The organism is Nonomuraea bangladeshensis (assembly GCF_039529455.1).
GTDB lineage: Bacteria > Actinomycetota > Actinomycetes > Streptosporangiales > Streptosporangiaceae > Nonomuraea > Nonomuraea bangladeshensis.
In genome coordinates, this window is the sequence record NZ_BAAAMV010000013.1 from 41,708 (window position 1) to 62,502 (window position 20,795).

22 protein-coding genes are annotated in these 20,795 nt (G+C 72.6%); 17 read left to right on the forward strand and 5 right to left on the reverse strand.

All coding sequences use genetic code 11. From position 1 onward, the window contains the following. Positions 1-37 precede the first annotated feature (37 nt). Positions 38-964: a DUF389 domain-containing protein gene (locus ABD292_RS39330; protein ID WP_344216700.1), complete on the reverse strand. Its 927-nt coding sequence runs from the start codon at positions 962-964 to the stop codon at positions 38-40. 75 nt (positions 965-1,039) lie between these two features. On the opposite strand from ABD292_RS39330, the gene ABD292_RS39335 reads away from it, so the two are divergent. Continuing rightward, positions 1,040-1,177 (forward strand): hypothetical protein, encoded by a 138-nt coding sequence (locus tag ABD292_RS39335; protein WP_329585474.1) that lies wholly within the window; start codon positions 1,040-1,042, stop codon positions 1,175-1,177. Here ABD292_RS39335 and coaA read toward each other — a convergent pair. Then, a complete protein-coding gene (coaA, locus tag ABD292_RS39340; RefSeq protein WP_344217052.1) occupies positions 1,149-2,051 on the reverse strand; it encodes a type I pantothenate kinase in 903 nt (300 codons plus the stop codon). The two genes, ABD292_RS39335 and coaA, sit on opposite strands and share 29 nt — an antisense overlap. A gap of 182 nt (positions 2,052-2,233) precedes the next feature. Here coaA and ABD292_RS39345 point away from each other — a divergent pair, with 182 nt between their 5' ends. From ABD292_RS39345 to ABD292_RS39405, 13 genes are all read left to right on the forward strand, one after another. Then, a complete protein-coding gene (locus ABD292_RS39345; RefSeq protein WP_344216702.1) occupies positions 2,234-3,649 on the forward strand; it encodes a PhoX family protein in 1,416 nt (471 codons plus the stop codon). Positions 3,650-3,657: 8 nt separating this feature from the next. After that, a complete protein-coding gene (locus tag ABD292_RS39350) occupies positions 3,658-4,008 on the forward strand; it encodes a holo-ACP synthase (RefSeq protein ID WP_344216704.1) in 351 nt (116 codons plus the stop codon). A 21-nt stretch (positions 4,009-4,029) separates the two neighbouring features. Then, positions 4,030-5,493 carry an NAD(P)H-hydrate dehydratase gene (locus tag ABD292_RS39355; RefSeq protein ID WP_344216706.1) on the forward strand — a complete coding sequence of 488 codons (1,464 nt, stop codon included), beginning with the start codon at positions 4,030-4,032 and terminating at the stop codon, positions 5,491-5,493. A gap of 59 nt (positions 5,494-5,552) precedes the next feature. Next, positions 5,553-6,674 carry an alanine racemase gene (alr, locus tag ABD292_RS39360; RefSeq protein ID WP_344217054.1) on the forward strand — a complete coding sequence of 374 codons (1,122 nt, stop codon included), beginning with the start codon at positions 5,553-5,555 and terminating at the stop codon, positions 6,672-6,674. Between the two features lie 14 nt (positions 6,675-6,688). Then, the gene (locus ABD292_RS39365) at positions 6,689-7,738 is read left to right on the forward strand and encodes an alpha/beta fold hydrolase (RefSeq protein ID WP_344216708.1); all 1,050 of its coding nucleotides are present in this window, start codon (positions 6,689-6,691) and stop codon (positions 7,736-7,738) included. A 2-nt stretch (positions 7,739-7,740) separates the two neighbouring features. Then, the gene (tsaE, locus tag ABD292_RS39370; RefSeq protein ID WP_344216710.1) at positions 7,741-8,199 is read left to right on the forward strand and encodes a tRNA (adenosine(37)-N6)-threonylcarbamoyltransferase complex ATPase subunit type 1 TsaE; all 459 of its coding nucleotides are present in this window, start codon (positions 7,741-7,743) and stop codon (positions 8,197-8,199) included. A 159-nt stretch (positions 8,200-8,358) separates the two neighbouring features. Beyond that, the gene (locus tag ABD292_RS39375; RefSeq protein ID WP_344216712.1) at positions 8,359-9,021 is read left to right on the forward strand and encodes a hypothetical protein; all 663 of its coding nucleotides are present in this window, start codon (positions 8,359-8,361) and stop codon (positions 9,019-9,021) included. Positions 9,022-9,024: 3 nt separating this feature from the next. Then, on the forward strand, positions 9,025-9,564 hold the full coding sequence (locus ABD292_RS39380; protein ID WP_344216714.1) for a class F sortase: 540 nt from the start codon (positions 9,025-9,027) through the stop codon (positions 9,562-9,564). Further along, entirely contained in the window at positions 9,561-10,478 is a 918-nt protein-coding gene (locus tag ABD292_RS39385) for an aminoglycoside phosphotransferase family protein (RefSeq protein ID WP_344216716.1), read from the forward strand. The genes ABD292_RS39380 and ABD292_RS39385 overlap by 4 nt, the downstream gene beginning before the upstream one ends. A gap of 48 nt (positions 10,479-10,526) precedes the next feature. Then, complete coding sequence (gene tsaB, locus ABD292_RS39390) at positions 10,527-11,204, forward strand: tRNA (adenosine(37)-N6)-threonylcarbamoyltransferase complex dimerization subunit type 1 TsaB (RefSeq protein WP_344216718.1); 678 nt, start codon at positions 10,527-10,529, stop codon at positions 11,202-11,204. A gap of 10 nt (positions 11,205-11,214) precedes the next feature. Then, the gene (gene rimI / locus ABD292_RS39395) at positions 11,215-11,664 is read left to right on the forward strand and encodes a ribosomal protein S18-alanine N-acetyltransferase (RefSeq protein ID WP_344216720.1); all 450 of its coding nucleotides are present in this window, start codon (positions 11,215-11,217) and stop codon (positions 11,662-11,664) included. Further along, on the forward strand, positions 11,657-12,688 hold the full coding sequence (gene tsaD / locus ABD292_RS39400) for a tRNA (adenosine(37)-N6)-threonylcarbamoyltransferase complex transferase subunit TsaD (protein WP_329585447.1): 1,032 nt from the start codon (positions 11,657-11,659) through the stop codon (positions 12,686-12,688). The genes rimI and tsaD overlap by 8 nt, the downstream gene beginning before the upstream one ends. A gap of 17 nt (positions 12,689-12,705) precedes the next feature. Beyond that, positions 12,706-13,581 (forward strand): GNAT family N-acetyltransferase, encoded by an 876-nt coding sequence (locus ABD292_RS39405; protein WP_344216723.1) that lies wholly within the window; start codon positions 12,706-12,708, stop codon positions 13,579-13,581. Between the two features lie 36 nt (positions 13,582-13,617). On the opposite strand, the gene ABD292_RS39410 is transcribed toward ABD292_RS39405, so the two are convergent. The 3 genes from ABD292_RS39410 to ABD292_RS39420 all read right to left on the reverse strand — a co-directional run bounded on the left by ABD292_RS39410 (position 13,618) and on the right by ABD292_RS39420 (position 17,643). Next, positions 13,618-15,678, reverse strand: a complete 2,061-nt coding sequence (locus tag ABD292_RS39410) for an apolipoprotein A1/A4/E domain-containing protein (RefSeq protein ID WP_344216725.1) — start codon at positions 15,676-15,678, stop codon at positions 13,618-13,620. A gap of 193 nt (positions 15,679-15,871) precedes the next feature. Continuing rightward, positions 15,872-17,047 carry a THUMP-like domain-containing protein gene (locus tag ABD292_RS39415; protein ID WP_344216727.1) on the reverse strand — a complete coding sequence of 392 codons (1,176 nt, stop codon included), beginning with the start codon at positions 17,045-17,047 and terminating at the stop codon, positions 15,872-15,874. Positions 17,048-17,058: 11 nt separating this feature from the next. Then, complete coding sequence (locus ABD292_RS39420; RefSeq protein ID WP_344216729.1) at positions 17,059-17,643, reverse strand: MarR family winged helix-turn-helix transcriptional regulator; 585 nt, start codon at positions 17,641-17,643, stop codon at positions 17,059-17,061. Positions 17,644-17,733: 90 nt separating this feature from the next. Here ABD292_RS39420 and ABD292_RS39425 point away from each other — a divergent pair, with 90 nt between their 5' ends. The 3 genes from ABD292_RS39425 (at position 17,734) to groL (ending at position 20,787) form a co-directional block, all read left to right on the forward strand. Next, positions 17,734-18,588, forward strand: a complete 855-nt coding sequence (locus ABD292_RS39425; protein ID WP_344216731.1) for an NAD-dependent epimerase/dehydratase family protein — start codon at positions 17,734-17,736, stop codon at positions 18,586-18,588. Between the two features lie 198 nt (positions 18,589-18,786). Next, the gene (gene groES, locus ABD292_RS39430) at positions 18,787-19,098 is read left to right on the forward strand and encodes a co-chaperone GroES (RefSeq protein ID WP_020542252.1); all 312 of its coding nucleotides are present in this window, start codon (positions 18,787-18,789) and stop codon (positions 19,096-19,098) included. A 69-nt stretch (positions 19,099-19,167) separates the two neighbouring features. Next, a complete protein-coding gene (groL, locus tag ABD292_RS39435; RefSeq protein ID WP_344216733.1) occupies positions 19,168-20,787 on the forward strand; it encodes a chaperonin GroEL in 1,620 nt (539 codons plus the stop codon). Positions 20,788-20,795: the final 8 nt, after the last annotated feature.

Here is a 20,795-nt window from a genome sequence, read left to right on the forward strand (position 1 = left end):
CCGGACCCTACCTGGGCGGCCCGTGCCGTGGCGTCGGTCAAACGGATGAACGTCGTCCTACTTGAGGCCAGAATCTGCGCTGGATCTGCAGGGTGACGGTGCCCGCGATGACCATGCCGAGGATGTTGACCGCGAGCTGGGACACCGAGCCCGCGACCTCCTCCCAGTCGGCCAGCGCCAGGGCCACGGCGGCGTAGCCGGCCGCGGGGACCGTGGTGACCGAGATGAACACGCCGATCAGGGCCGAGGACTTGCCGGCGGTGACCGACAGCACCCCGGCCGCGCCCGCCAGCAGCGCCACGATGAACGACCACCGGTCGGGCTTGACGATGAACTGCACCTCGGCGTTGCTCTGCAGATTGCCGATGTCGATCCAGCCGAGCAGGTGGATGACCAGCGCGCAGGCGAAGGTGACGACGATGGCCACCAGGAAGCCGACGACCAGCGTGCGCAGGGACGTGACGATGAGGTGCCAGTGCCGGTGGAGCAGGCCGAAGCAGATGGCGGCGATCGCGCCGAACTCGGGCCCGAGCACCATCGCGCCGACCATGAGGATCGGCGAGTTCTGCAGCACGCCGATGCCCGACAGCATGGTGGCGATGACGAAGAAGGTGAGGTACGCCCACGTCACACGGGAGTCGGCCGACACCCGCTGCGCCAGCTCCTCCCAGATGACCGCGTCGTCGGGATGGCCGGGCGCCTCCTCGACCGCCTCGTCGGCGACCTCGGACAGCGACAGGTCGACCTGCTCGGCCGCGATCGAGCCCTCGCTCCTCAGCCAGCCGAGGCGGCCGATCACCTCGTTGGCCGACTCGCGGGCCGCGTCGCAGAGGATGACGTCACCCTTGGGAACGCGGCCCGCGCCGGTCAGGACCACGATGTTGGTGACGCCGGGGCAGTCCTCCAGCACCGCCGTCACCTCGTCGGTGCGGCCGGCCGGGCTGATCAGTCGCAGATGCAGCACGAGCCCATTGTGATCGATCGCGGCGTCGATCGGACGTTGACGGGGTTTTGATACCTATGCCGGAAGCTCCCTGCCATGATCCGGTACAGATGCCACGAACACGGCGAAGAGTGCTGGTTCGCCGATCTCGACGACCAGGAGTGCGGGGGCAGGTTCGCCCTCTACCTGTTCGAGGAGGTGGCGTTCAGGTCCGGCGAAGCCGTACCCGCCTGACCGCGTGGTCGACGCCCTTCTTCAGCACGAGGTCGGCCCGGCCCCGGGTGGGGGCGATGTTCTCGACCAGGTTGCGCTCGTTGATGTCGCGCCAGACGTTCACGGCGAAGGCGGTGGCCTCGTCGTGGGAGAGCTCGGCGATGTGCCGGAAGTACGACTTCGGGTCCTCGAAGGCGGTGCGGCGCAGCTTGTGGAAGCGTTCGACGTACCAGGTGCGGATGCTCTCCACCTTGGCGTCGACGTAGATGGAGAAGTCGAAGTAGTCGTTGACGGCGAGGGAGGTGGGCGGGGCGGGCTGGAGGACGTTGAGTCCTTCGATGATCAGGATGTCGGGATTTTTCACGGTCTGGACCGCGCCGGGGACGATGTCGTACTCAAGGTGGCTGTAGACGGGCGCCCGCACCTCGGCAGCCCCCGCCTTGACCTCCGCCACGAACCTGACCAGCGCCCGCCGGTCATAGCTCTCGGGGAACCCCTTGCGGTGCATGATCCCCTTGGCCTCCAGCACCGCGTTGGGGTGGAGGAAGCTGTCGGTGGTGACCAGCTCCACGCGCGGATGCTCGGGCCAGCGGGCCAGCAGCGTGTGCAGCAGCCGCGCCGTGGTGGACTTGCCCACCGCGACGCTCCCGGCGATGCCCAGGATGTACGGCACGCGCGTCTCGGGATGGCCGAGGAACGCGCTCAGCACGCTGCTGCGTTGCTTGGATCCGGTGAAGTGCAGGTTGAGCAGCCGGGTCAGCGGAAGATAGATGTCCGTGACCTCGGTCAGGTCGATGGGGTCGTCCAGACCGCGCAGCTCTTCCAGCTCTTCGGCGGTGAGAGTCAAGGGCGTGTTCTTGCGGAGCTCGCTCCACTGCTCCCTGCTCAGTTCCACGTAGCCGTTGTTCACCTAGGCAGCGTAGCGATGCGCCACAAGGGAGATCATGGGCGGCCCCTGGTTCCGCGTCCACAGCCTGTGGATAAAAAATGGGGATTATCGAGAGCCAGTTCGGGGAACGATGATCGATTCGACGAAATCGTTATGCAAGGGTTGGGAGGCGGCTAGCCTCTCGTTGCGTGGACCGTCGCCGTTTCCTCACCGCCATGACCGCCGCCGGCGTCGTCGCCGGGCCGTTCGCCGGGGTCGCCTGCGCGGGACGGCAGGGCGGCGCCCAGGCCGCCCCCAGCGGTTACGGCCCGCTGCGCCCGGCCCGCGACCTGCGTGACGGCAAGGTGCGCCTGCACCTGCCCGAGGGCTTCCGCTACCGCTCGTTCAGCGCCGCGGGCGAGAAGTTCAGCGACGGCGGCGAGGTGCCCGGCCGGCACGACGGCATGGCCGCCTTCTCCGGGCCCGGCGACAGCGTGATCCTCGTACGCAACCACGAGGTCGGCGGCGCGGTCGGCGCGTTCGGCGACCGCGAGCGCGCCTACGACCCGATGGCCGGGGGCGGCACCTCCACCCTGCGCGTCACCCGCCAGGGCGAGGTCATCAGGGCCACCCCGTCGCTCACCGGCACCATGATGAACTGCTCGGGCGGGCCCATGGCGTGGCGGGCCTGGGTGAGCTGCGAGGAGACCGTCAACGGCCCCGACGTGGCCGACGCGCCCGGCGGCGAGGGCAACGCCAGGCTCACCGAGAAGCACGGCTACATCTTCGAGGTGCCGCTCAACCGCGCCGCCACGGCCAGGCCCATCCGGGCGGCCGGCCGGTTCGCGCACGAGTCGGCCGCCTTCGACCCCTCCTCGGGCGCCCTCTACCTCACCGAGGACAACTTCGCCCATCCGTCCGGGTTCTACCGCTACCTGCCGCCCAAGCACCCGGTGCTGGCCGGCAAGCTGCTCGACGGCGGGCGGCTGCAGATGCTGGCCGTCGCCGAAACCGAGCGCGCCGACCTGTCCCTGGGGCAGCGGCCCGGGGCCGCGTACGCCACCACGTGGGTGGACATCGACGACCCCGACCCCGCCTTCCGCGGCCGGCCCGCCTACGACGAGGCGGTCCAGGCCGTCGGCCGCCAGGGCCGGGCCAAGGGCGCGGCGATCTTCGCCAGGCTGGAGGGCGCGGTCTTCCACCAGGGCGTGGTCTACTTCGTCTCCACGCAGGGCGGCGACACCTCGCCGGCCGACCCCATGCCCGACGGGTTCGGCAAGGGGCGCGGCCAGGTGTGGGCGTACGAGACCTGGAGCGGCACGCTCAGGCTGGTCTACGAGTCGCCGCGCGCGTCGGTCCTCGACCTGCCCGACAACATCACGGTGAGCAGGCGCGGCACGCTCGTCCTGTGCGAGGACGGCGACGGCGACAACTACCTGCGCGGGCTGACCAAGGCCGGGAAGCTGTTCGACTTCTGCCGGCTCGCGCCGATCGCCGGCGATCCCGGGGCCGAGTTCGCGGGCAGCACCTTCGGGCCCGGCGGGCACACGCTGTTCGTCAACGTGCAGGCCAAACAGGGCAGGTCGTTCGCCATCTGGGGGCCCTGGGAGCGCGGGCTGTTCTAATGGACGCCATGATCCTGGGCATCGGCGTGGACGTGGTGGACATCTCCCGCTTCGAGCAGGCGCTCGAACGCACCCCGAGCCTGCGCGAGCGGCTGTTCACCGAGAATGAGCAGACGCTGCCCGCGCGGTCGCTGGCCGCCAGGTTCGCCGCCAAGGAGGCCGTGGCCAAGGCGCTGGGCGCGCCCCGGGGGCTCGGGCACCGGGAGGCCGAGGTGTGCCGCGGCGAGCTGGGCCGGCCCGAGCTGCGGGTGACCGGGCGGGTGGCCGAGGTGGCGTACGAGCTGGGCGTCAAGCGTTGGCACGTCTCACTCAGCCACGACGCGGGCGTGGCCGTGGCCTACGTGATCGCCGAGGGCTAGCGCGGGGGATAGCTTCGGATCATGCGCACCGCCTACACCGCCGACCAGATCCGCGCCGCCGAGCACGTCCTCATGGCCGGGCTGCCGCCCGGCACGCTCATGCAGCGGGCCGCCGCCGGGCTCGCCGCCGCCTGCGCGGGGCTGCTCGGCCGTGTCTACGGCAGCCGGGTCGTGCTGCTCGTCGGCAGCGGCGACAACGGCGGCGACGCGCTCTACGCGGGCGAGCGGCTGGCGCGGCGCGGGGCGCGGGTGGAGGCCATCCTCGCCGGGTCGAAGACGCACGAGGAGGGGCTGGCCGCGCTGCTGCGGGCCGGCGGGCGGGCAGCCGGGCCCTCAGCCGGGCCGGACGCGCTCACGCGGGCCGACCTCGTCATGGACGGGCTGGTCGGGATCGGGGCGTCGGGGGCGCTGCGGGAGCCGTACGCGGCGCTGGCCGAGCAGGCGAACGCGGCCCGCGCCCCCGTCGTCGCCGTGGACGTGCCGAGCGGCGTGGACGCGAGCACCGGCCGGGTCGAGGGCGCGGCCGTGCGCGCCCAGGTGACCGTGACCATGGGCGCGATCAAGACCGGACTGCTGGTCGATCCAGGAGCCGGGTACGCCGGCCGGGTCGAGCTGGTGGACATCGGGCTCGGCCCCTGCCTGCCCGACCCCGACGTGGCCGCGCTCACCGGCGGCGACGTGGACGACCTGCTGCCGCGCCCCGGCAACGAGTCCGACAAATACCGCAGGGGAGTGCTCGGCGTGCTGGCCGGCAGCGACCTCTACACCGGCGCGGCCGTGCTGGCCGTCGGCGGGGCGCTGCGCGCCGGGGCCGGGATGGTCCGCTACGCCGGGCCGGCCGAGCCCGTGGCGCAGGTGCGCGCCGCCTGGCCGGAGGCCGTGATCACCACGCTCGACCGGCCGACCATCGAGGACGTCGGCAGGGTGCAGGCGTGGGTGCTCGGGCCGGGCCTCGGCACCGGCGACTGGGCGCACGAGCTGGCCGCCCAGGTGCTCGGCACCGGCCTGCCGGTGCTCGTGGACGCCGACGGGCTGACCGTGGTCGCGCGGGACCGCTCGCTGCTGCGCCGCGCCGCGCCCACGCTGATCACCCCGCACGCCGGCGAGCTGGCCAGGCTGATCGGGGCCGAGCGCGCGGACATCGAGGCGGCACGGCTGGAGCACGCCCGCGCGGCGGCGGCGGAGCTGGGCGTGACCGTGCTGCTCAAGGGCTCGACCACGGTCGTGGCCGAGGAGTCCAGGCCGGTCCGGGTCAACCCGACCGGCACCTCCTGGCTGGCCACCGGCGGCACCGGCGACGTGCTGTCGGGCGTGGCGGGCTCGCTGCTGGCCCAGGGGCTCGGGGCGTACGACGCGGGGTCGTGCGCGGCCTATCTGCACGGGCTGGCCGGCCGGCTGGCCGCCGACGGCGCTCCGCTGGCCGCCGCGGACGTCACCACGGCCGTTCCCGCCGCCATCCGGGCGGTGACGGCCGGGGGCGCCTGAGGTAAAAAACGCGCTCGACCACGCCCGTGAGCTGCCACACTGGGAGGATGTACTCCTCGATGGCCACGCCCGCGGAGGCACGCGTCGACCTGGCCGCCATCAGGCACAACGTCGCCCTGCTCAAGGAGCGCACGGGCGCCGAGCTGATGGGCGCCGTCAAGGCCGACGCCTACGGGCACGGCCTTGTCCCCTGTTCGCGCGCGGTTCTGGAGGGCGGCGCGAGCCGCCTCGGCGTCGCGTTCGTCAGGGAGGCGCTGGAGCTGCGCGCGGGCGGCGTGACCGCGCCCGTCCTCGCCTGGCTCATCACCCCGGGCGAGCCGCTCGACGAGGCGCTGACGCACGACGTCGAGCTGTCGGCCGCCGACGTGCGGCTGCTCGACGAGATCGCCGCCGCCGCGCGCCGCACCGGACGCACCGCCCGGCTGCACCTGGAGGCCGACACCGGCATGAGCAGGGGCGGCGCTCCGCTGGCCGCCTGGCCGGGGCTGCTGGCCAGGGCGCTGGAGCTGCAGGCCGAGGGGGCCGTCGAGATCGTCGGCCTGTGGTCGCACTTCGCCTGCGCCGACATCCCCGGCCATCCGTCCGTGCACCAGCAGCTGGAGGCCTACCAGACGGCGCTGAAGCTCGCCGAGCAGGCGGGCGCGGCCGGCTCCCACGTGATCAGGCACCTCGCCAACTCCGCCGGCGCGCTCACGCTGCCCGAGGCCCGCTACGACCTGGTCCGGCCGGGCATCGCGATGTACGGCCTCAGCCCGATCCCCGAGCAGGGCGGCTTCGGCCTGCGCCCGGCGATGACCCTGGTGGCGCAGGCCGCGCTGGTCAAGCGTGTCCCGCAGGACTCCGGGGTCTCCTACGGCCACCTCTACACCACCGAACGCGAGACCCACCTGGCGCTCGTCCCTCTCGGCTACGCCGACGGCATACTCCGGCACGCCACGGGAAGAGCCGAGGTGCTCGCGGGCGGGCGGCGCAGGCGGGTCGCGGGCCGCGTGTGCATGGACCAGTTCATGATCGACCTAGGTGACGACCTGCTCGCCGCCGGCGACGAGGTGGTGCTGTTCGGCCCGGGCGACGGGGGCGAGCCGACCGCTCAGGAGTGGGCCGATACCCTCGGCACGATCACGCATGAGATCGTGACCAGGATCGGCTCGCGGGTGCCGCGGGTCCACACGGGCGCTTGAGAAGGATCGGGGAGATGACGACGACAACACGCCGCAGGTTCGGGATCGCCGGCGCGCTCGTCGGCGCGGCGTCGGCGGGGGTCGCGGCGGCGGCCATGGCCAAGCGCTACGCGGTCGGCCGGATCAGGCTCCGCCCCGACACCGAGGCCAGCGAGCCGTTCGGCGAGCTGCGGGGCAGGGAGCGCACGCACATCACCTCCGACGGCGTGGCGCTGCACGTCGAGCTCGACGGCCCCGACGACGCGCCGCTGACCATCGTGTTCTGCCACGGCTACTGCCTCAGCCTGGAGTCCTGGCACTACCAGCGCAAGGACCTGCGCGAGAACTACCGGCTGGTGCTGTGGGACCAGCGCTCCCACGGCCGTTCGCAGCGCGCCCAGGCCGACGAGAGCATGATCGACCGGCTGGGCGACGACCTGGCCGAGGTGATCGAGGAGTTCGTGCCCGGCCCGTGCGTGCTGGTCGGCCACTCCATGGGCGGCATGACGATCATGGCGCTGGCCGACCGCCACCCCGGCCTGTTCGGCGACAAGATCCGCGCCGTGGCGCTGCTCGCGACCTCGGCGGGCAAGCTGGCCGAGCTGACGCTGGGCCTGCCGGCCATGCTGTCCAAGGTCGTCCACAAGTTCGCGCCGGGCACGGTGTCCATGCTGGGCAAGCGCGGCGCGCTCATCGACCGCACCCGCAGCGCCGGCAGCGACATCGCCTTCCTCATCACCCGCTACATGGGCTTCGGCGACGCGAAGAACGTCAGCCCCACCGTCGTCGACTTCGCCGAGTCGATGATCAGGGCCACCCCGACCGAGGTCTTCGCCGACTTCTACCCGGCCCTGATGAACCACGACAAACTGGCCGCGCTGGACGTGCTCGACTCCGTGCCCACCGCGATCCTCGTGGGCGACGGCGACTGGCTCACCCCGCCCGACCACAGCAAGGCCATCGCGGCCGCGCTGCCCAAGGCCCAGCTGACCGAGGTGCCCGACACCTCGCACCTGATCCAGCTCGAACGTCCCGGCGTGGTCAACGACGCGCTGCGCGACCTGGCCAAGAGGGTGGAGCTGTAGCGATGAGAGCAGCGACCGCCGAGGCCATGCGGGCGTTCGGCGCCCGGCTGGCGGCCCACCTGCGGGCCGGCGACCTGATCGTGCTGTCCGGGCCGCTCGGCGCCGGCAAGACCACGCTGGTGCAGGGCATCGCGGAAGGGCTCAAAGTACGCGGCCCGATCACCTCGCCCACGTTCGTCATCGCCCGGGTGCACCCCTCGCTGCGTCAGGGGCCGCCGCTCGTGCACGCCGATGCCTACCGGCTGGGCGGCGACCTGGAGGTCGACGACCTCGACCTCGACGCCTCGCTGGAGGAGTCCGTCACCGTCGTCGAGTGGGGCGAAGGGCTGGTCGAGGGCCTGGCCGACGACCGGCTGGAGATCCACATCGACAGGGAGGCGGGCGACGAGGCCCGCGTGCTCACCGTGCGCGGCATCGGGCCCCGTTGGGCCGACACGCCGATTGATCGGCTCGAAGGGTAAAACGCCGGTCACGTCCTGGCAAAACTGGCACCCTTGACGTACCCGGCCGAAGACATGATCGTTGGCAGGGATTCGCCCAGAATTTCTGGGTATCAGGGAGGGCGACATCCACGATTCGGGTGGATGCTGGTGGCAGGACGGCAAAGTGGGGTGCGGCCGGTGCTCAGGGTCAGGCGTGTCGCGTACGCGGGAGCTCTCGTCATCGTAGGTCTGACCGGCTGCACAGCCTCGGCCGAGACCGAACCCACGGCAACCCCGACGGCCACGGCGTCGGGCACGCCGTTATCCAGCGCCACCGGCACCCCCGCGCCCACGGGCACCCGGCCCAGGATCCAGGTCCAGCTCAACCCCGACCGGGTCACCGCGGGCCAGACCAACACCGTGTGGATCCTCGCCAACTGCCCCGTCCCCACCGGCGGCCCGGCGCACACCGGCACCGCCACGTCCCGGGCGTTCGTCAGCGGCGCCACGCTCAACCCCGTGCCCTCCGGCGCCAGCTCCCCGACCCCCACCGGCTCGGCGGCCGGCTCGCCCTGGGTGCGCGGCTCCGCGCAGGTCTCAGGAACGGTCCCGCGCGGCACCTACACCGTCAGCGTCAAGTGCGACGGCACCAACGACGCCGGCAGCGCGCGGCTGCGCGTCGTGGCCGGCGAGGCGCTGCCCACCCACGTCCCGACCCGGGCGCCCCGCGCGGGCGGCGGCGGCACGTACGCCAAGGACATGGACGAGGGCTCCTCCATCCCCTTCGGCCCGGCGGGCGTGCTGCTCGGTCTCGCCCTCGCGGGTGGCATCGGCTGGGCGGTCAAGCGGCGCAAGGGGTAGACGATGGCACGACCTGGACGGGTCGTCGTCGCGGGGGTCGTCACGGGGCTGGTGCTGTTCGCCTTCGGCAAGGGCGCTCAACAGGAGGCGTCCACGCCCGCCGCGAACGTCGTGCCCGAGAGCCTCGACATCCCCTCGATCGACCTGGAGGCCCCGCTCATGAAGCTCGGCCTCGCCAAGAACGGCGACGTCGAGCTGCCGCCGTACGAGAAGCCCAAGACCGCCGGCTGGTACGAAGGCAGCGCCGTGCCCGGCGAGAAGGGCGCCTCGGTCATCATCGGCCATGTCGACACCAAGACCGCCCCCGCCGTGTTCTACAAGCTCAGGGACCTGCGCAAGGGCCAGACCGTCAAGGTGCGGCGCAGCGACGGCAAGACGGTGACGTACAAGGTCGACTCGATCGAGCAGGTGCACAAGGACAGCTTCCCCACCAGGCGGGTCTACCTGGAGGACGGGCTGAGGCTGGTGACCTGCGGCGGCGAGTTCGATCGCGCGCGTGGCGAGTACCTCGACAACGTCATCGTCTACGCTTCCCGTGCATGAGCCATCCTCCCGCCGTCGGCGGCAGCCGGGTGCCCTGGTCGCGGGTGCCTGAAGAGGTCCGAGCCGCGGTCGAGGAGTTCCTCGGCGGGCGCGTGATCGAGGCGCGCACCCAGGAGGGCGGGTTCTCGCCCGCGGCCGCCGTACGGCTGCGCACCGAGCACGGCCGGCGGGCCTTCGTCAAGACCGTCGGGCCCGAGCCCAACCCCGACACCCCGCCCATCTACCGCGCCGAGCTCAGGATCGCCGCGGCCCTGCCGGAGTCGGCGCCCGTGCCCCGGCTGCTGACCGGGTTCGAGCTGGCCGGCTGGGTGACGCTGGTCTTCGAGGACGTCGAGGGCGAGCACCCCGAGCTGCCCTGGAGACGCGACCAGCTCGACCGGGTGCTTGAGGCGCTCGCCCGGATGTCGCGGGCGCTGACCCCCTCGCCCGTCGCCGACGCGCCGACGGTCGCCGAGGTCTTCGGCGACTCCTTCCACGGCTGGCGCAGGCTGACCGGTGAGGACACCGCCGGGCTCGACCCGTGGGCGCTGCGCCACCTCGGCGAGCTGGCCGAGCTGGAGGCCGGCTGGGAGGCGGCCGCGGCCGGCGACAGCCTCGCGCACGGCGACCTGCGCGCCGACAACATCCTGCTGGCCGGCGAGCGCGTCTTCGTCGTGGACTGGCCCTGGGCCTGCCGGGCGGCGCCCTGGTTCGACCTGCTGTGCATGCTGCCGTCCGTCGGGATGCAGGGCGGGCCGCCGCCGTGGGAGCTATTCGCCGACGCCGAGCCCGCCGTGGTCGCGGCGGTGGCCGGATATCTGGCCCGGCAGTCGCGGCAGCCGCCACCGCCGGGGCTGGCGACGGTACGGGAGTTCCAGCGGGCGCAGGGCGTGGTCGCGCTGGAGTGGCTGCGGCGGCGTACGGGCTGGGACTGACGGCGTTACGGGCGGGTGCGCGGTCCGCTGCGGGTAGGCTAATCAGTCGTGCTGGTCCTGGCTTTCGATACCGCGACACCCGCCGTCACCGCCGCGCTCCACGACGGCGAACGGGTGCTCGCCGAGCACACGACGATCGACGCGCGGCGCCACGGCGAACTGCTCGCCCCCACCATCGAGCTCGTGCTGGCCGAGGCCCGCGTGACGCTCCGCGACGTGACCGCCGTCGTCGCCGGCAGCGGCCCCGGCCCCTACACCGGGCTGCGCGTCGGCCTCATGACCGCGCAGGGGCTCGCGACCACGCTCGGCGTGCCCGCGTACGGCGTCTGCACGCTCGACGCGCTCGCCTACGGCAGCGGCCTGACCGAGCCGTTCCTCGCCGCCACCGACGCGCGGCGCAAGGAGGTCTTCTGGGCCCGCTACGCCGACCTGCGCACCCGGCTCGACGGGCCGGCCGTCGACCGGCCCGCCGACGTCCCCGCCGACGGGCTGCCGGTCATCGGCGCCGGCGCCGACCTCTACCGCGACGTGCTGGAGGGCAAGGGCCACGAGGCTCCGCCCTACCCGTACGCCGGATCGCTGGCCGCCCTCGCCGTCGAACGGCTGGCCGCCGGCGCCCCGCTCGACCCGGCGCGCCCCATCTACCTGCGGCGCCCCGACGCCGTCGTGCCCGGCGCCCCGAAGAAGGTGCTCGCGCCCGGCGAGAGCGGGCGGGCGACGGCGTGAGGCGGCCCACATGGTGACGCTGCGGCCCATGACCGGCGCCGACCTGCCGGCGGTCATGGCGATCGAGCGGGCCACGTTCCCGCTCGACGCCTGGAGCGAGGGCATGATGCGCGGCGAGCTGGACGACATGCCGCGCACCCGCCACTACGTGGTGGCCCTGGACGAGGACGAGATCGTCGGCTACGCCGGGCTCGCGGCCGCCTCCGACCAGGCCGACGTGCAGACCATCGCGGTGCTCGACAAGCACCAGGGGCGCGGCATCGGCAGCGCCCTGCTGACCGAACTGCTGGCCGAGGCCCGGCGCAGGGGAGCGCGCGAGATGTTCCTGGAGGTCCGCGCGGACAACCCGCGCGCCCAGGCGGTCTACCGGCGCTTCGAGTTCGAGGAGATCGGCACCCGCCGCCGCTACTACGACGACGGCACCGACGCGATCATGATGAGAAGGAAGCTGGATGGCTGACGAACCCCTGGTGCTCGGCATCGAGACGTCCTGCGACGAGACCGGCATCGGCATCGTCCGCGGCCACACGCTGCTGGCCAACACCATCGCCTCCAGCATGGACGAGCACGCCAGATTCGGCGGCGTGGTGCCCGAGGTAGCCTCGCGCGCCCATCTGGAGGCCATGACGCCCACCGTGGAGGCGGCGCTGGCCGCGGCCGGGCTGCGCTTCACCGACATCGACGCCATCGCCGTCACCGCCGGGCCAGGCCTCGCGGGGGCGCTGCTGGTCGGCGTGGCGGCGGCGAAGTCGTACGCGCTCGGGCTCGGCGTCCCCCTCTACGGCGTCAACCACCTGGCCGCGCACGTGGCCGTGGACGAGCTGGAGCACGGGCCGCTGCCCAAGCCGTGCATCGCCCTGCTGGTCTCCGGCGGGCACTCCTCGCTGCTGCTCGTGCCCGATGTGACCGGCGACGTCATCTCGCTCGGCTCGACCGTGGACGACGCGGCGGGGGAGGCGTTCGACAAGGTGGCGCGGGTGCTGGGGCTGCCGTTCCCCGGCGGGCCGCACATCGACCGGGCCGCCCGCGACGGCTCGGGCACCGCCGTCACGTTCCCGCGCGGCAAGATCGACGACGGCACGCTCGACTTCTCCTTCTCCGGGCTCAAGACCGCCGTGGCGCGGTGGGTGGAGGCGCGCGAGGCGGCGGGGCAGAGCGTGCACGTGCCCGACGTGGCCGCCTCCTTCCAGGAGGCCGTGGTCGACGTGCTCACCCGCAAGGCGCTGCAGGCGTGCCGCAAATACGGTGTCTCCGACCTGCTCATCGGCGGCGGCGTCGCGGCCAACTCGCGGCTGCGGGCGCTCGCCCAGGAGCGGTGCGACGCCGCCGGGGTCCGGCTGCGGGTGCCGCGGCCGGGGCTCTGCACCGACAACGGGGCGATGGTGGCCGCGCTGGGCTCCGACCTGATCGCGGCCGGCGTCTCGCCGTCCAGCCTGCAGATCCCGGCCGACTCGTCCCTGCCGATCACCACCGTGCACGTGTGACCCCGGCCCGGCCTTCGATGCGCATCGTCCCTCTGGTCGATCCGGAGCCGACGCCGTCCAGCCGGCGGCTCGCCTGGCTCGCCACCCTGCCGACCGGCGCTCCCGCCGGGTCGGCGTTCCTGCGCCTGTACGTGAAGGCGGGCCAGGATCATCTGGCCGAGCTCGACCTGCACGTCCACCCGGCCGAGCAGCGCAAGGGCGTCGGTTCCCTCCTGCTGGACGCCGCGGTGACAGCGGCCCGGCAGGAACGGCGGCGCAGCCTCACCGCGCAGGCGGAGCCCGGCTCGCCGGCGGAGGCGTTCCTGGCCGCGCGCGGCTTCCGTACGGTCCTGACCCTGACCTACGCGCGGCTGCCGCTCGCGGACACGAACCCGGACGACCTCAAGGCCGTCGTCCAGAGCCCGCCCCCCGGCTACCGGCTGGTCACGTGGGAGGGTGTCGTGCCCGACGACCTGGCCGAGACGTTCGCCCGGTCCCGCCGCGCGATGGACGACATGCCCATGGACGACACCGACCACGGCACCGTGAGCTGGGACGTCGACCGCGTACGACAGGCGGCGCTGACCATCGGGAAGCGCGGCGAATCGCTGCACACCGTCGCCGCCGTCGCGGAGCCGGACGGGTCCATCGCCGGCTTCACCGAGCTGGTCGTGCCGGGAGACGGCAGGGGCGACGCCCAGCACTACGGCACCGGCGTGCTGCCCGAGCATCGCGGGCACGGGCTTGCCCGCTGGATGAAGGCCGAGGCCATCCGGCAGGCACGCGAGCGCTACCCGGACCTTGAGGGCCTGCTGGCCGACACGGCCGACAGCAACCGCCACATGCGCGCCGTCAACGACGCGCTCGGCTACCTGCCGCCCCACAGGATGCTGACGCTGCAGCTCGACCTTTAGCGGCCCCGTGAACACGTCCGTGGTCACGGGGATGCCTCAGTCCTTGGTACGGGTGGGGCGGAGCAGGGCCTCGGCCAGGGCCAGCATGGTGTCCTCCAGCGCGCCCAGTCGCCTGGTGAGGTCGGTCGCGGCCGGCTCGACGATGCCGGTGACCGTACGGGCCAGCTCGTCGCGGTCGGGGCGTGAGCCCACCAGCTCGGTCAGCGCCTCGGCGGCGGCCGTCAGGCGGTCGGCCTGCTCGCCGGCCTGAGCGCCGAGCAGCTCCGGCAGCCCCAGGGACGCGGGCAGCCCGTCGACCCGGCGGCCGACCGCGTCGATGCGGCCGTCGATGGCGTCGAGGTGCCGGCCGGTCTGCCCGGCGCTGGCGGCCAGCCCGGTGAGGTGGGCGTCGAACCCGTCGAAGCGGCCGCCCAGGTGCTCCTCGGCCTCTCCCAGCCGCTCGTCGAGCGCGTCGAGCTGGGTGTCGAGCTTGTTGAAGCGGCCCTCGCTGCGGTTGGCGGTCTCGCCGATGCGCTGGTCGGCGGCGGCCACCCGGTCGTCGAGCGCCGTGAAGCGGGCGTCGAGTCGGGTGCCGAGCGCGTCGAAGCGGTCGTCGTGGCGGCTCAGGTGGCCGTCCACCGTGCCGAGGCGCTGGTCGAGCGCGCCGAGCTGGCCGTCCATGCGGGTGAGCCGCGTGTCGACACCGCCCATGCGGCCGTCGAGGCTGCCCATGCGGCCGTCGAGGCCGTCGAGGCGGGTGTCGATGTCGGCCAGGCACTCGTCGGTCGACTCCAGCCGCCCGTCGAACCCGGTGAGCCGGGTGTCCAGACCGGCCAGCCGGCCCTCGACCCGGCCGAGCCGGGCGTCCACGCCGGCGAGGCGGTCGGTCAGGCGCTGCTCGCTCTCGCCGAGCTGCACGGCCAGGTGCTGGTCGGTCTCGTCGAGGCGGGTCGTGAGGCGCTGCTCGATCGCGGCGAGGTGGCCGTCGAGGCGTTCGTCGGTCTCCCGCAGGCGGACGGTCACCCGCGCGTCGGTCTCCTCCAGGCGTGCGGTCAGCCGCCTGCCGGTCTCCTCGACGCCGGCGGCGGTCTCGTCGAGCTTGGCGCTGAGCCGCTGGTCGGTCTCGTCGAGCCGGGCGGACAGACTGCGGTCGGTCTCCTCCAGGCGGGCGGTGAGGGCGCGGTCGGTCTCCTCCAGACGTGTGGAGAGGGCGCGGTCGGTCTCGTCCAGGCGGGCGGTGAGGTTGCGGTCGGTGTCGCCGAGGCGGGCGGACAGGTTGCGGTCGGTCTCCTCCAGGCGGGCCGTCAGCCGCTGGTCCGTCTCCTTGAGGCGGGTGGTGAGTCGCTGGTCGGTGGCGTCGAGGCGGGCGGTGAGCTGCTTGCCGGTCTCCTCCAGGCGGGCCGCGCCGTCGTCGAGGCGCGCGGTGAGGCGCTGCTCGACGGCCTCGACCTGGACGGAGAGCCGCTCGGCCGTGCCGGCCAGCCGGTCGTTGACGCCCTCGGACAGCTCGCCGACGACCGCCTCGACCTGCTCGGTGCGGGAGCTCAGCTCGGCCACCGACCTGTCGAGCCTGGTGAAGCGGCCCGCCGCGGCCTCCATGCCGGCGTGAAGATTGGCCAGCATGCCGGCGAAGTCGGACATCCCCTTGGTGATGCCGTCGGTGGTCTCCAGCACGGACTGCAGGCGCTTGAGCGCCTCGTCGACGTTCTCGCCCACGGTGCCGAGATCGGCCCAGAGGCTCGGCAGCTCGGACACCGGGGCGACGCGGGCGTCCACGTGGCCCACCCGGTCGCCGACGGCGTCCACGTGGTCGCGTACGGCCTCGACGTGCTGTGCCAGCCCCTCCGCCCACATCGGCGGCTTGGCGGAGATGTCCTCCAGCCGCCCGTTGACCGACTCCAGAGCGCCGCTGAGGCCGCCCAGCTCGCGCTCGCGCACCTCCCGCAGCAGCCACTCCATGCCTTCGAGCCGCTGGCGGATCTCGTCGAGGACGGCCCCCTGCGTGCGCTGCTCGTAGACGTGGTCCTGTGACGCGCGGTTGAGCAGGTCTCGCATCCTCTCGGAGACGTTCGTGTAGCCCCCTGCCGTGAGAAGGGTCGTGTGGTTGGAATTGTCCACCGAAAGGCTCCTTCGCTCGCCGGCGGTCTGTTGCGCAGCGGTGGGATAGGTCCGGTTTGCACGTGAAATGGCGAGAACGCGACAACCGCATCAGGGGGAGAACTCCCGCCCGCCAACCTTAGCCCCTCGATCAAGGTCCGGAAGCGCCGAATGGAAAGATCGTGGTTGGCGAGAGATCGACCGTTATCCGTGGTCAGGCACTCGGGGAGGTGTCGCAGATAAAGGCATATGGGCGTTCCATAATGCGAGTCAGGATGATTACCGCTGACTTTTCCCCATTGAGTCGCAAGTCGGCTCGGAGCCGTTCGATGTCGAGAGCGGAGCCGCGCTTCTTGATGGTGACATTTCCGATTTGTCGCTCACGCAGCGCCGCCCGGAGTTTCTTCAGCGAGAACGTCATCACCTCGTCCACGGCATAACGCGCGGCCCACGGGGTGTCGATCGGCTCGTCGGCGGCGATGTAGGCGATCTGCTGGTCGAGCAGCCGCCCGCCGACCAGGCCGGCCACCTCGCGCACCAGGTGCGCCCTGATCGCGGCGCCGTCGGGCTCGTAGACGTAGCGGCCCAGCGCGCCGACCGGCGCCAGGCTCTCGGGGCCGGTGGCGGCCAGGGTGTGCCCGCCGGGCAGCAGGGTGGCGCGGCGCATCGAGCGGCTGCCGGGGCCGGTCCAGATGGCCGCCTCCTTGACCTCCCCCTTGTACGAGACCCACTCGGCCTCGGCGGACTCGGGGATGTAGGAGTAGGGGATGCCCGGGGCGACCTTGACGCAGGCACGGTCCGCCCGCGCCACCAGGTCGAGCACCGTCGGCCACGGCGGAGAGTACGCCAGAGGGTCGAACGTGCGGCCCCGCCCCGTCCGCCTGGCCGGGTCGGCGAAGAGCGCGTCGTAGTCCTCGGGCCGCACCGCCCCCGCGTTGCCCACGACCACGCTCACCCGGTCGGCGACGCCGAGCGCCTCGGCGTTCGCCCTGGCCACGGCGACGGTCAGCGGGTCGATGTCCACGGCGGTCACGGTGCAGCCCGCCCGCGCCAGGGCGAGGAGGTCGCCGCCGACGCCGCAGCAGACGTCGATCACGCGCGCTCCTGCGAGGCGGCGGGCGCGGTGCTCGGCCACCTCCTTGCGGGTGGACTGCTCCAGGCCGTGCGGGGTGAAGAACATCACCTCGGCGTCCTCGCCGAACTTCGCCCGCGCCCGTTCGCGGAGCGCCGCCTGGGTGAGCGCGGCCGAGGTGAGCGCGGCGTCGTACGTGCGGCGCAGCCTGGTGGCGGCGGCGACGGGATCGGCCCCCGTGGCGGTCAGCTCCACGGCCTCGGCGAGCGCCTGCCGGCCGCGGGAGGTCAGGAGCTGTCGGAAGGCGTCGAGGTCCACGTTGCCCGACGTTATCGCGTCGCGGAACCCCTCGTGACGCCGCTCGTGACGGTCTCCGTAGTGGTCGCGGCGGCGTCCCCGGCGGCGCACGAGACGGCGGGGGTGTCGCCCAGGGACAGCAGGAGCTTGCGGAGCAGGGCGGCCAGGGCCTCCTGGTCGTCCGCGGAGAGCCCGGACAGCAGGCGGGCCTCGTTGGCCGCGTGCCGTTCGAGCACGTCGTCGGCCACCCGCCGGCCCTCTTCGGTCAGCCCGACGAACGTCATCCGCCGGTTGCCCGGGGCCGGCCACCGATCGACGAGCCCGCGGTCGAGCAGGTGGTCGATGCGGTTGGTGAGCGCGCCGGGGCTCACCATGGCGGCGGCCGAGAGGTCCTTCATGCACATCCGGACGTCCTCGGCGCGCCGGAGCGTGGCGAGCACGTCGAACTCCCACGCCTCCAGCCCGTGCTCGGCCAGGAACTCCCTGGCGGCGCGGTCCAGCAGCCGGGAGGCGCGCGTGACCCTGCCGACCACGCCCGTGGGGGACACGTCGACGCCGGGCCGCGCCCGCGCCCACTGGCCGATGATCTCGTCGACCGCGTCGATCGCCTCGTCCATGCGCTCGATCCTACGACATTGAAATGTTCGACGCCTGGCGCTATCTTCGGCGTGGAAGACTTCAATGTCGAACTTTTTGAGGTGAGAGTGATGCGGGTTCTGGTGATCGGCGCGACCGGTTACATCGGGGCGGCCGTCGTGGAGCGGCTGGTCGCGGGGGGCCACGAGGTGATCGCGTACGTACGCCCGTCGGCCGACGGCGCGAGGCGGGTGCCGGCGGCGTCGGGCGAGCGGTACGGCGACCTGTCGGACCCTGCCGCGCTGCAGGCGGCACTGGAGCCGGGTGTCGAGGTCGTCGTGCACGCCGGGCAGCTCACCGGCGACCGTGAGACCGACCTCGCCGTCGCGGGTGTCCCGGCCGCCGCGGGGGCGCGGATGGTGTACCTGAGCGGCGTGTGGGTGCTCGGCGCGGTCGACGGGGGCGACGAGGACAGCCCGGCCCGGCCGATTCCGCTCGTGGCGTACCGGGACGAGGTGGAGCGGGTGGTGCTCGGCGGCGGCGGCTCCGTCGTACGGCCGGGCGTGGTGCACGGCAGGGGCTCCGGCATCCCCGCGCTCCTTCGCGGCCTGGCCGCCGAGCGCGGCACCGGCGTGTACGTCTCGGCCGACGGCACGGCGCCCACCTGGACGTTCGTGCACGTGGACGACCTCGCCGAGCTCGTCGCGGCGGTCGTGGAGCGCGGCGGGGCGGCGGTCTACCACGGCGTGAGCGAGGAGGCCGTGCCGCTCACGGACGTGGCCGAGGCGGCGGCCCGCGCGGCCGGCGTCAAGGAGGCCGCCGAGCCCTGGCCGCTGGAGGAGGCCGCGAAGGCGCTCGGGGCCGGATTCGCCGAGGCCCTGGCCCTCGGCCAGCGGGTCGGCGCGCCGCGCACCCGCCGCGAGCTCGGCTGGACCCCGACCCGGCCGGGGATCGTCGCCGAGCTCACCGAGGGCTCGTACGCCTGATCGACACCCGTTGTTCCGATCGCTGTCAGCAGACGCGGACGCGTTCGTGTTGACTGTCAAGGCCCTCTTGCATATGTTTCCTGTTGGCACTCTCCCCTTGAGAGTGCCAACGTGCGACGAGGCAGGTCTGACACCCGCGACGGCAGGCCCAGCTGGTCGCCTCTTCTGATCATTCACATCTGAAGGGGAGGTCCGATCGTGACGACCGCCACCAAGGTTCCCGTTAAGCCGCTCGGCGACCGCATTGTGGTTCAGCCGCTTGAGGCCGAGCAGACCACGGCTTCCGGCCTGGTCATCCCTGACACCGCCAAGGAGAAGCCGCAGGAGGGCCGAGTCCTCGCGGTGGGTCCGGGCAACTGGGACGAGGACGGCGAGAAGCGGATTCCGCTCGACGTCTCCGAGGGCGACATCGTCCTCTACAGCAAGTACGGCGGCACCGAGGTCAAGTACAACGGCGAGGAGTACCTCGTGCTCTCCGCCCGCGACGTTCTCGCGATCATCGAGAAGTAGGCCGGATGCGTCGAGCCCCGGGCGCTTTAGGGCGGCCGGGGCTTTCGACGCCAGGAGAGGACTTTCAGCATGGCGAAGATCCTGGAGTTCGACGAGAACGCGCGGCGCGCCCTGGAGCGCGGCGTCAACGCCCTCGCGGACGCCGTGAAGGTTACCCTCGGCCCGCGGGGCCGCAACGTCGTCATCGACAAGAAGTTCGGTGCGCCGACGATCACGAACGACGGCGTGACCATCGCTCGTGAGATCGAGCTGGAGGAGCGCTACGAGAACCTCGGCGCCCAGCTCGCCAAGGAAGTGGCCACCAAGACCAACGACATCGCGGGTGACGGCACCACCACCGCGACCGTCCTGGCCCAGGCCATGGTCCGCGAGGGCCTGCGCAACGTCGCCGCCGGCGCCTCGCCGCTGTCGCTGAAGCGCGGCATCGACAAGGCCGCCAAGGCGGTCAGCGACAAGCTGCTCTCGGTGGCCCGCGAGGTCGGCGACAAGAACGAGATCGCCAACGTCGCCACCATCTCCGCCCAGGACGCCAAGATCGGCGAGCTGATCGCCGAGGCGTTCGACAAGGTGGGCAAGGACGGTGTCCTCACCGTCGAAGAGTCCAACGCCATGGGCATGGAGCTCGAGTTCACCGAGGGCATGCAGTTCGACAAGGGTTACCTGTCGGCCTACATGGTGACCGACCCCGAGCGCATGGAGGCCGTCCTGGAGGACGCCTACATCCTGCTCACCCAGGGCAAGGTCTCCTCCATCGCGGACTTCCTGCCGCTGCTGGAGAAGATCGCCCAGACCAAGAAGCCGCTGCTCGTGGTCGCCGAGGACGTCGAGGGCGAGGCCCTGGCCGTCCTGGTCACCAACAAGATCCGCGGCACGTTCACCTCCGTCGCCGTCAAGGCCCCCGGCTTCGGCGACCGCCGCAAGGCGATGCTGCAGGACATGGCCATCCTCACCGGCGGCCAGGTCGTCAGCGAGGAGGTCGGCCTCAAGCTGGAGCACGTCGGCCTGGAGGTGCTCGGCACCGCCCGCCGCGTCGTGGTGACCAAGGACACCACGACCATCGTCGACGGCGCCGGTGACGCGCAGGCCATCGAGGACCGCGTCAAGGAGATCAAGCTCGCCATCGAGCAGTCCGACTCCGACTGGGACCGCGAGAAGCTGCAGGAGCGCCTGGCCAAGCTCGCCGGCGGCGTGTGCGTGCTGCGCGTCGGCGCGGCCACCGAGGTCGAGCTCAAGGAGAAGAAGCACCGCCTTGAGGACGCGATCTCCGCCACCCGCGCGGCGATCGAGGAGGGCATCGTCTCCGGCGGTGGCTCCGCGCTCATCCACGTCGGCAAGGAGCTCGACGACCTCGGCCTGAGCGGCGACGAGGCCACGGGCGTCGGCATCGTCCGCCGTTCGCTGGTCGAGCCGGCCCGCTGGATCGCCGAGAACGCCGGCCTTGAGGGCTACGTCGTGACGCACAAGATCGCCGAGCTGTCGGCGGGTCACGGCCTCAACGCCGCCACCGGCGAATACGGCGACCTCATCGGCCAGGGCGTCATCGACCCGGTCAAGGTCACCCGCTCGGCCGTCCAGAACGCCGCCTCGATCGCGGGCATGCTGCTCACCACCGAGGCGCTCGTCGTGGACAAGCCCGAGGAGGAGGCTCCGGCCGCCGGCCAGGGCCACGGTCACGGCCACGGCCACTGATCGGCCTT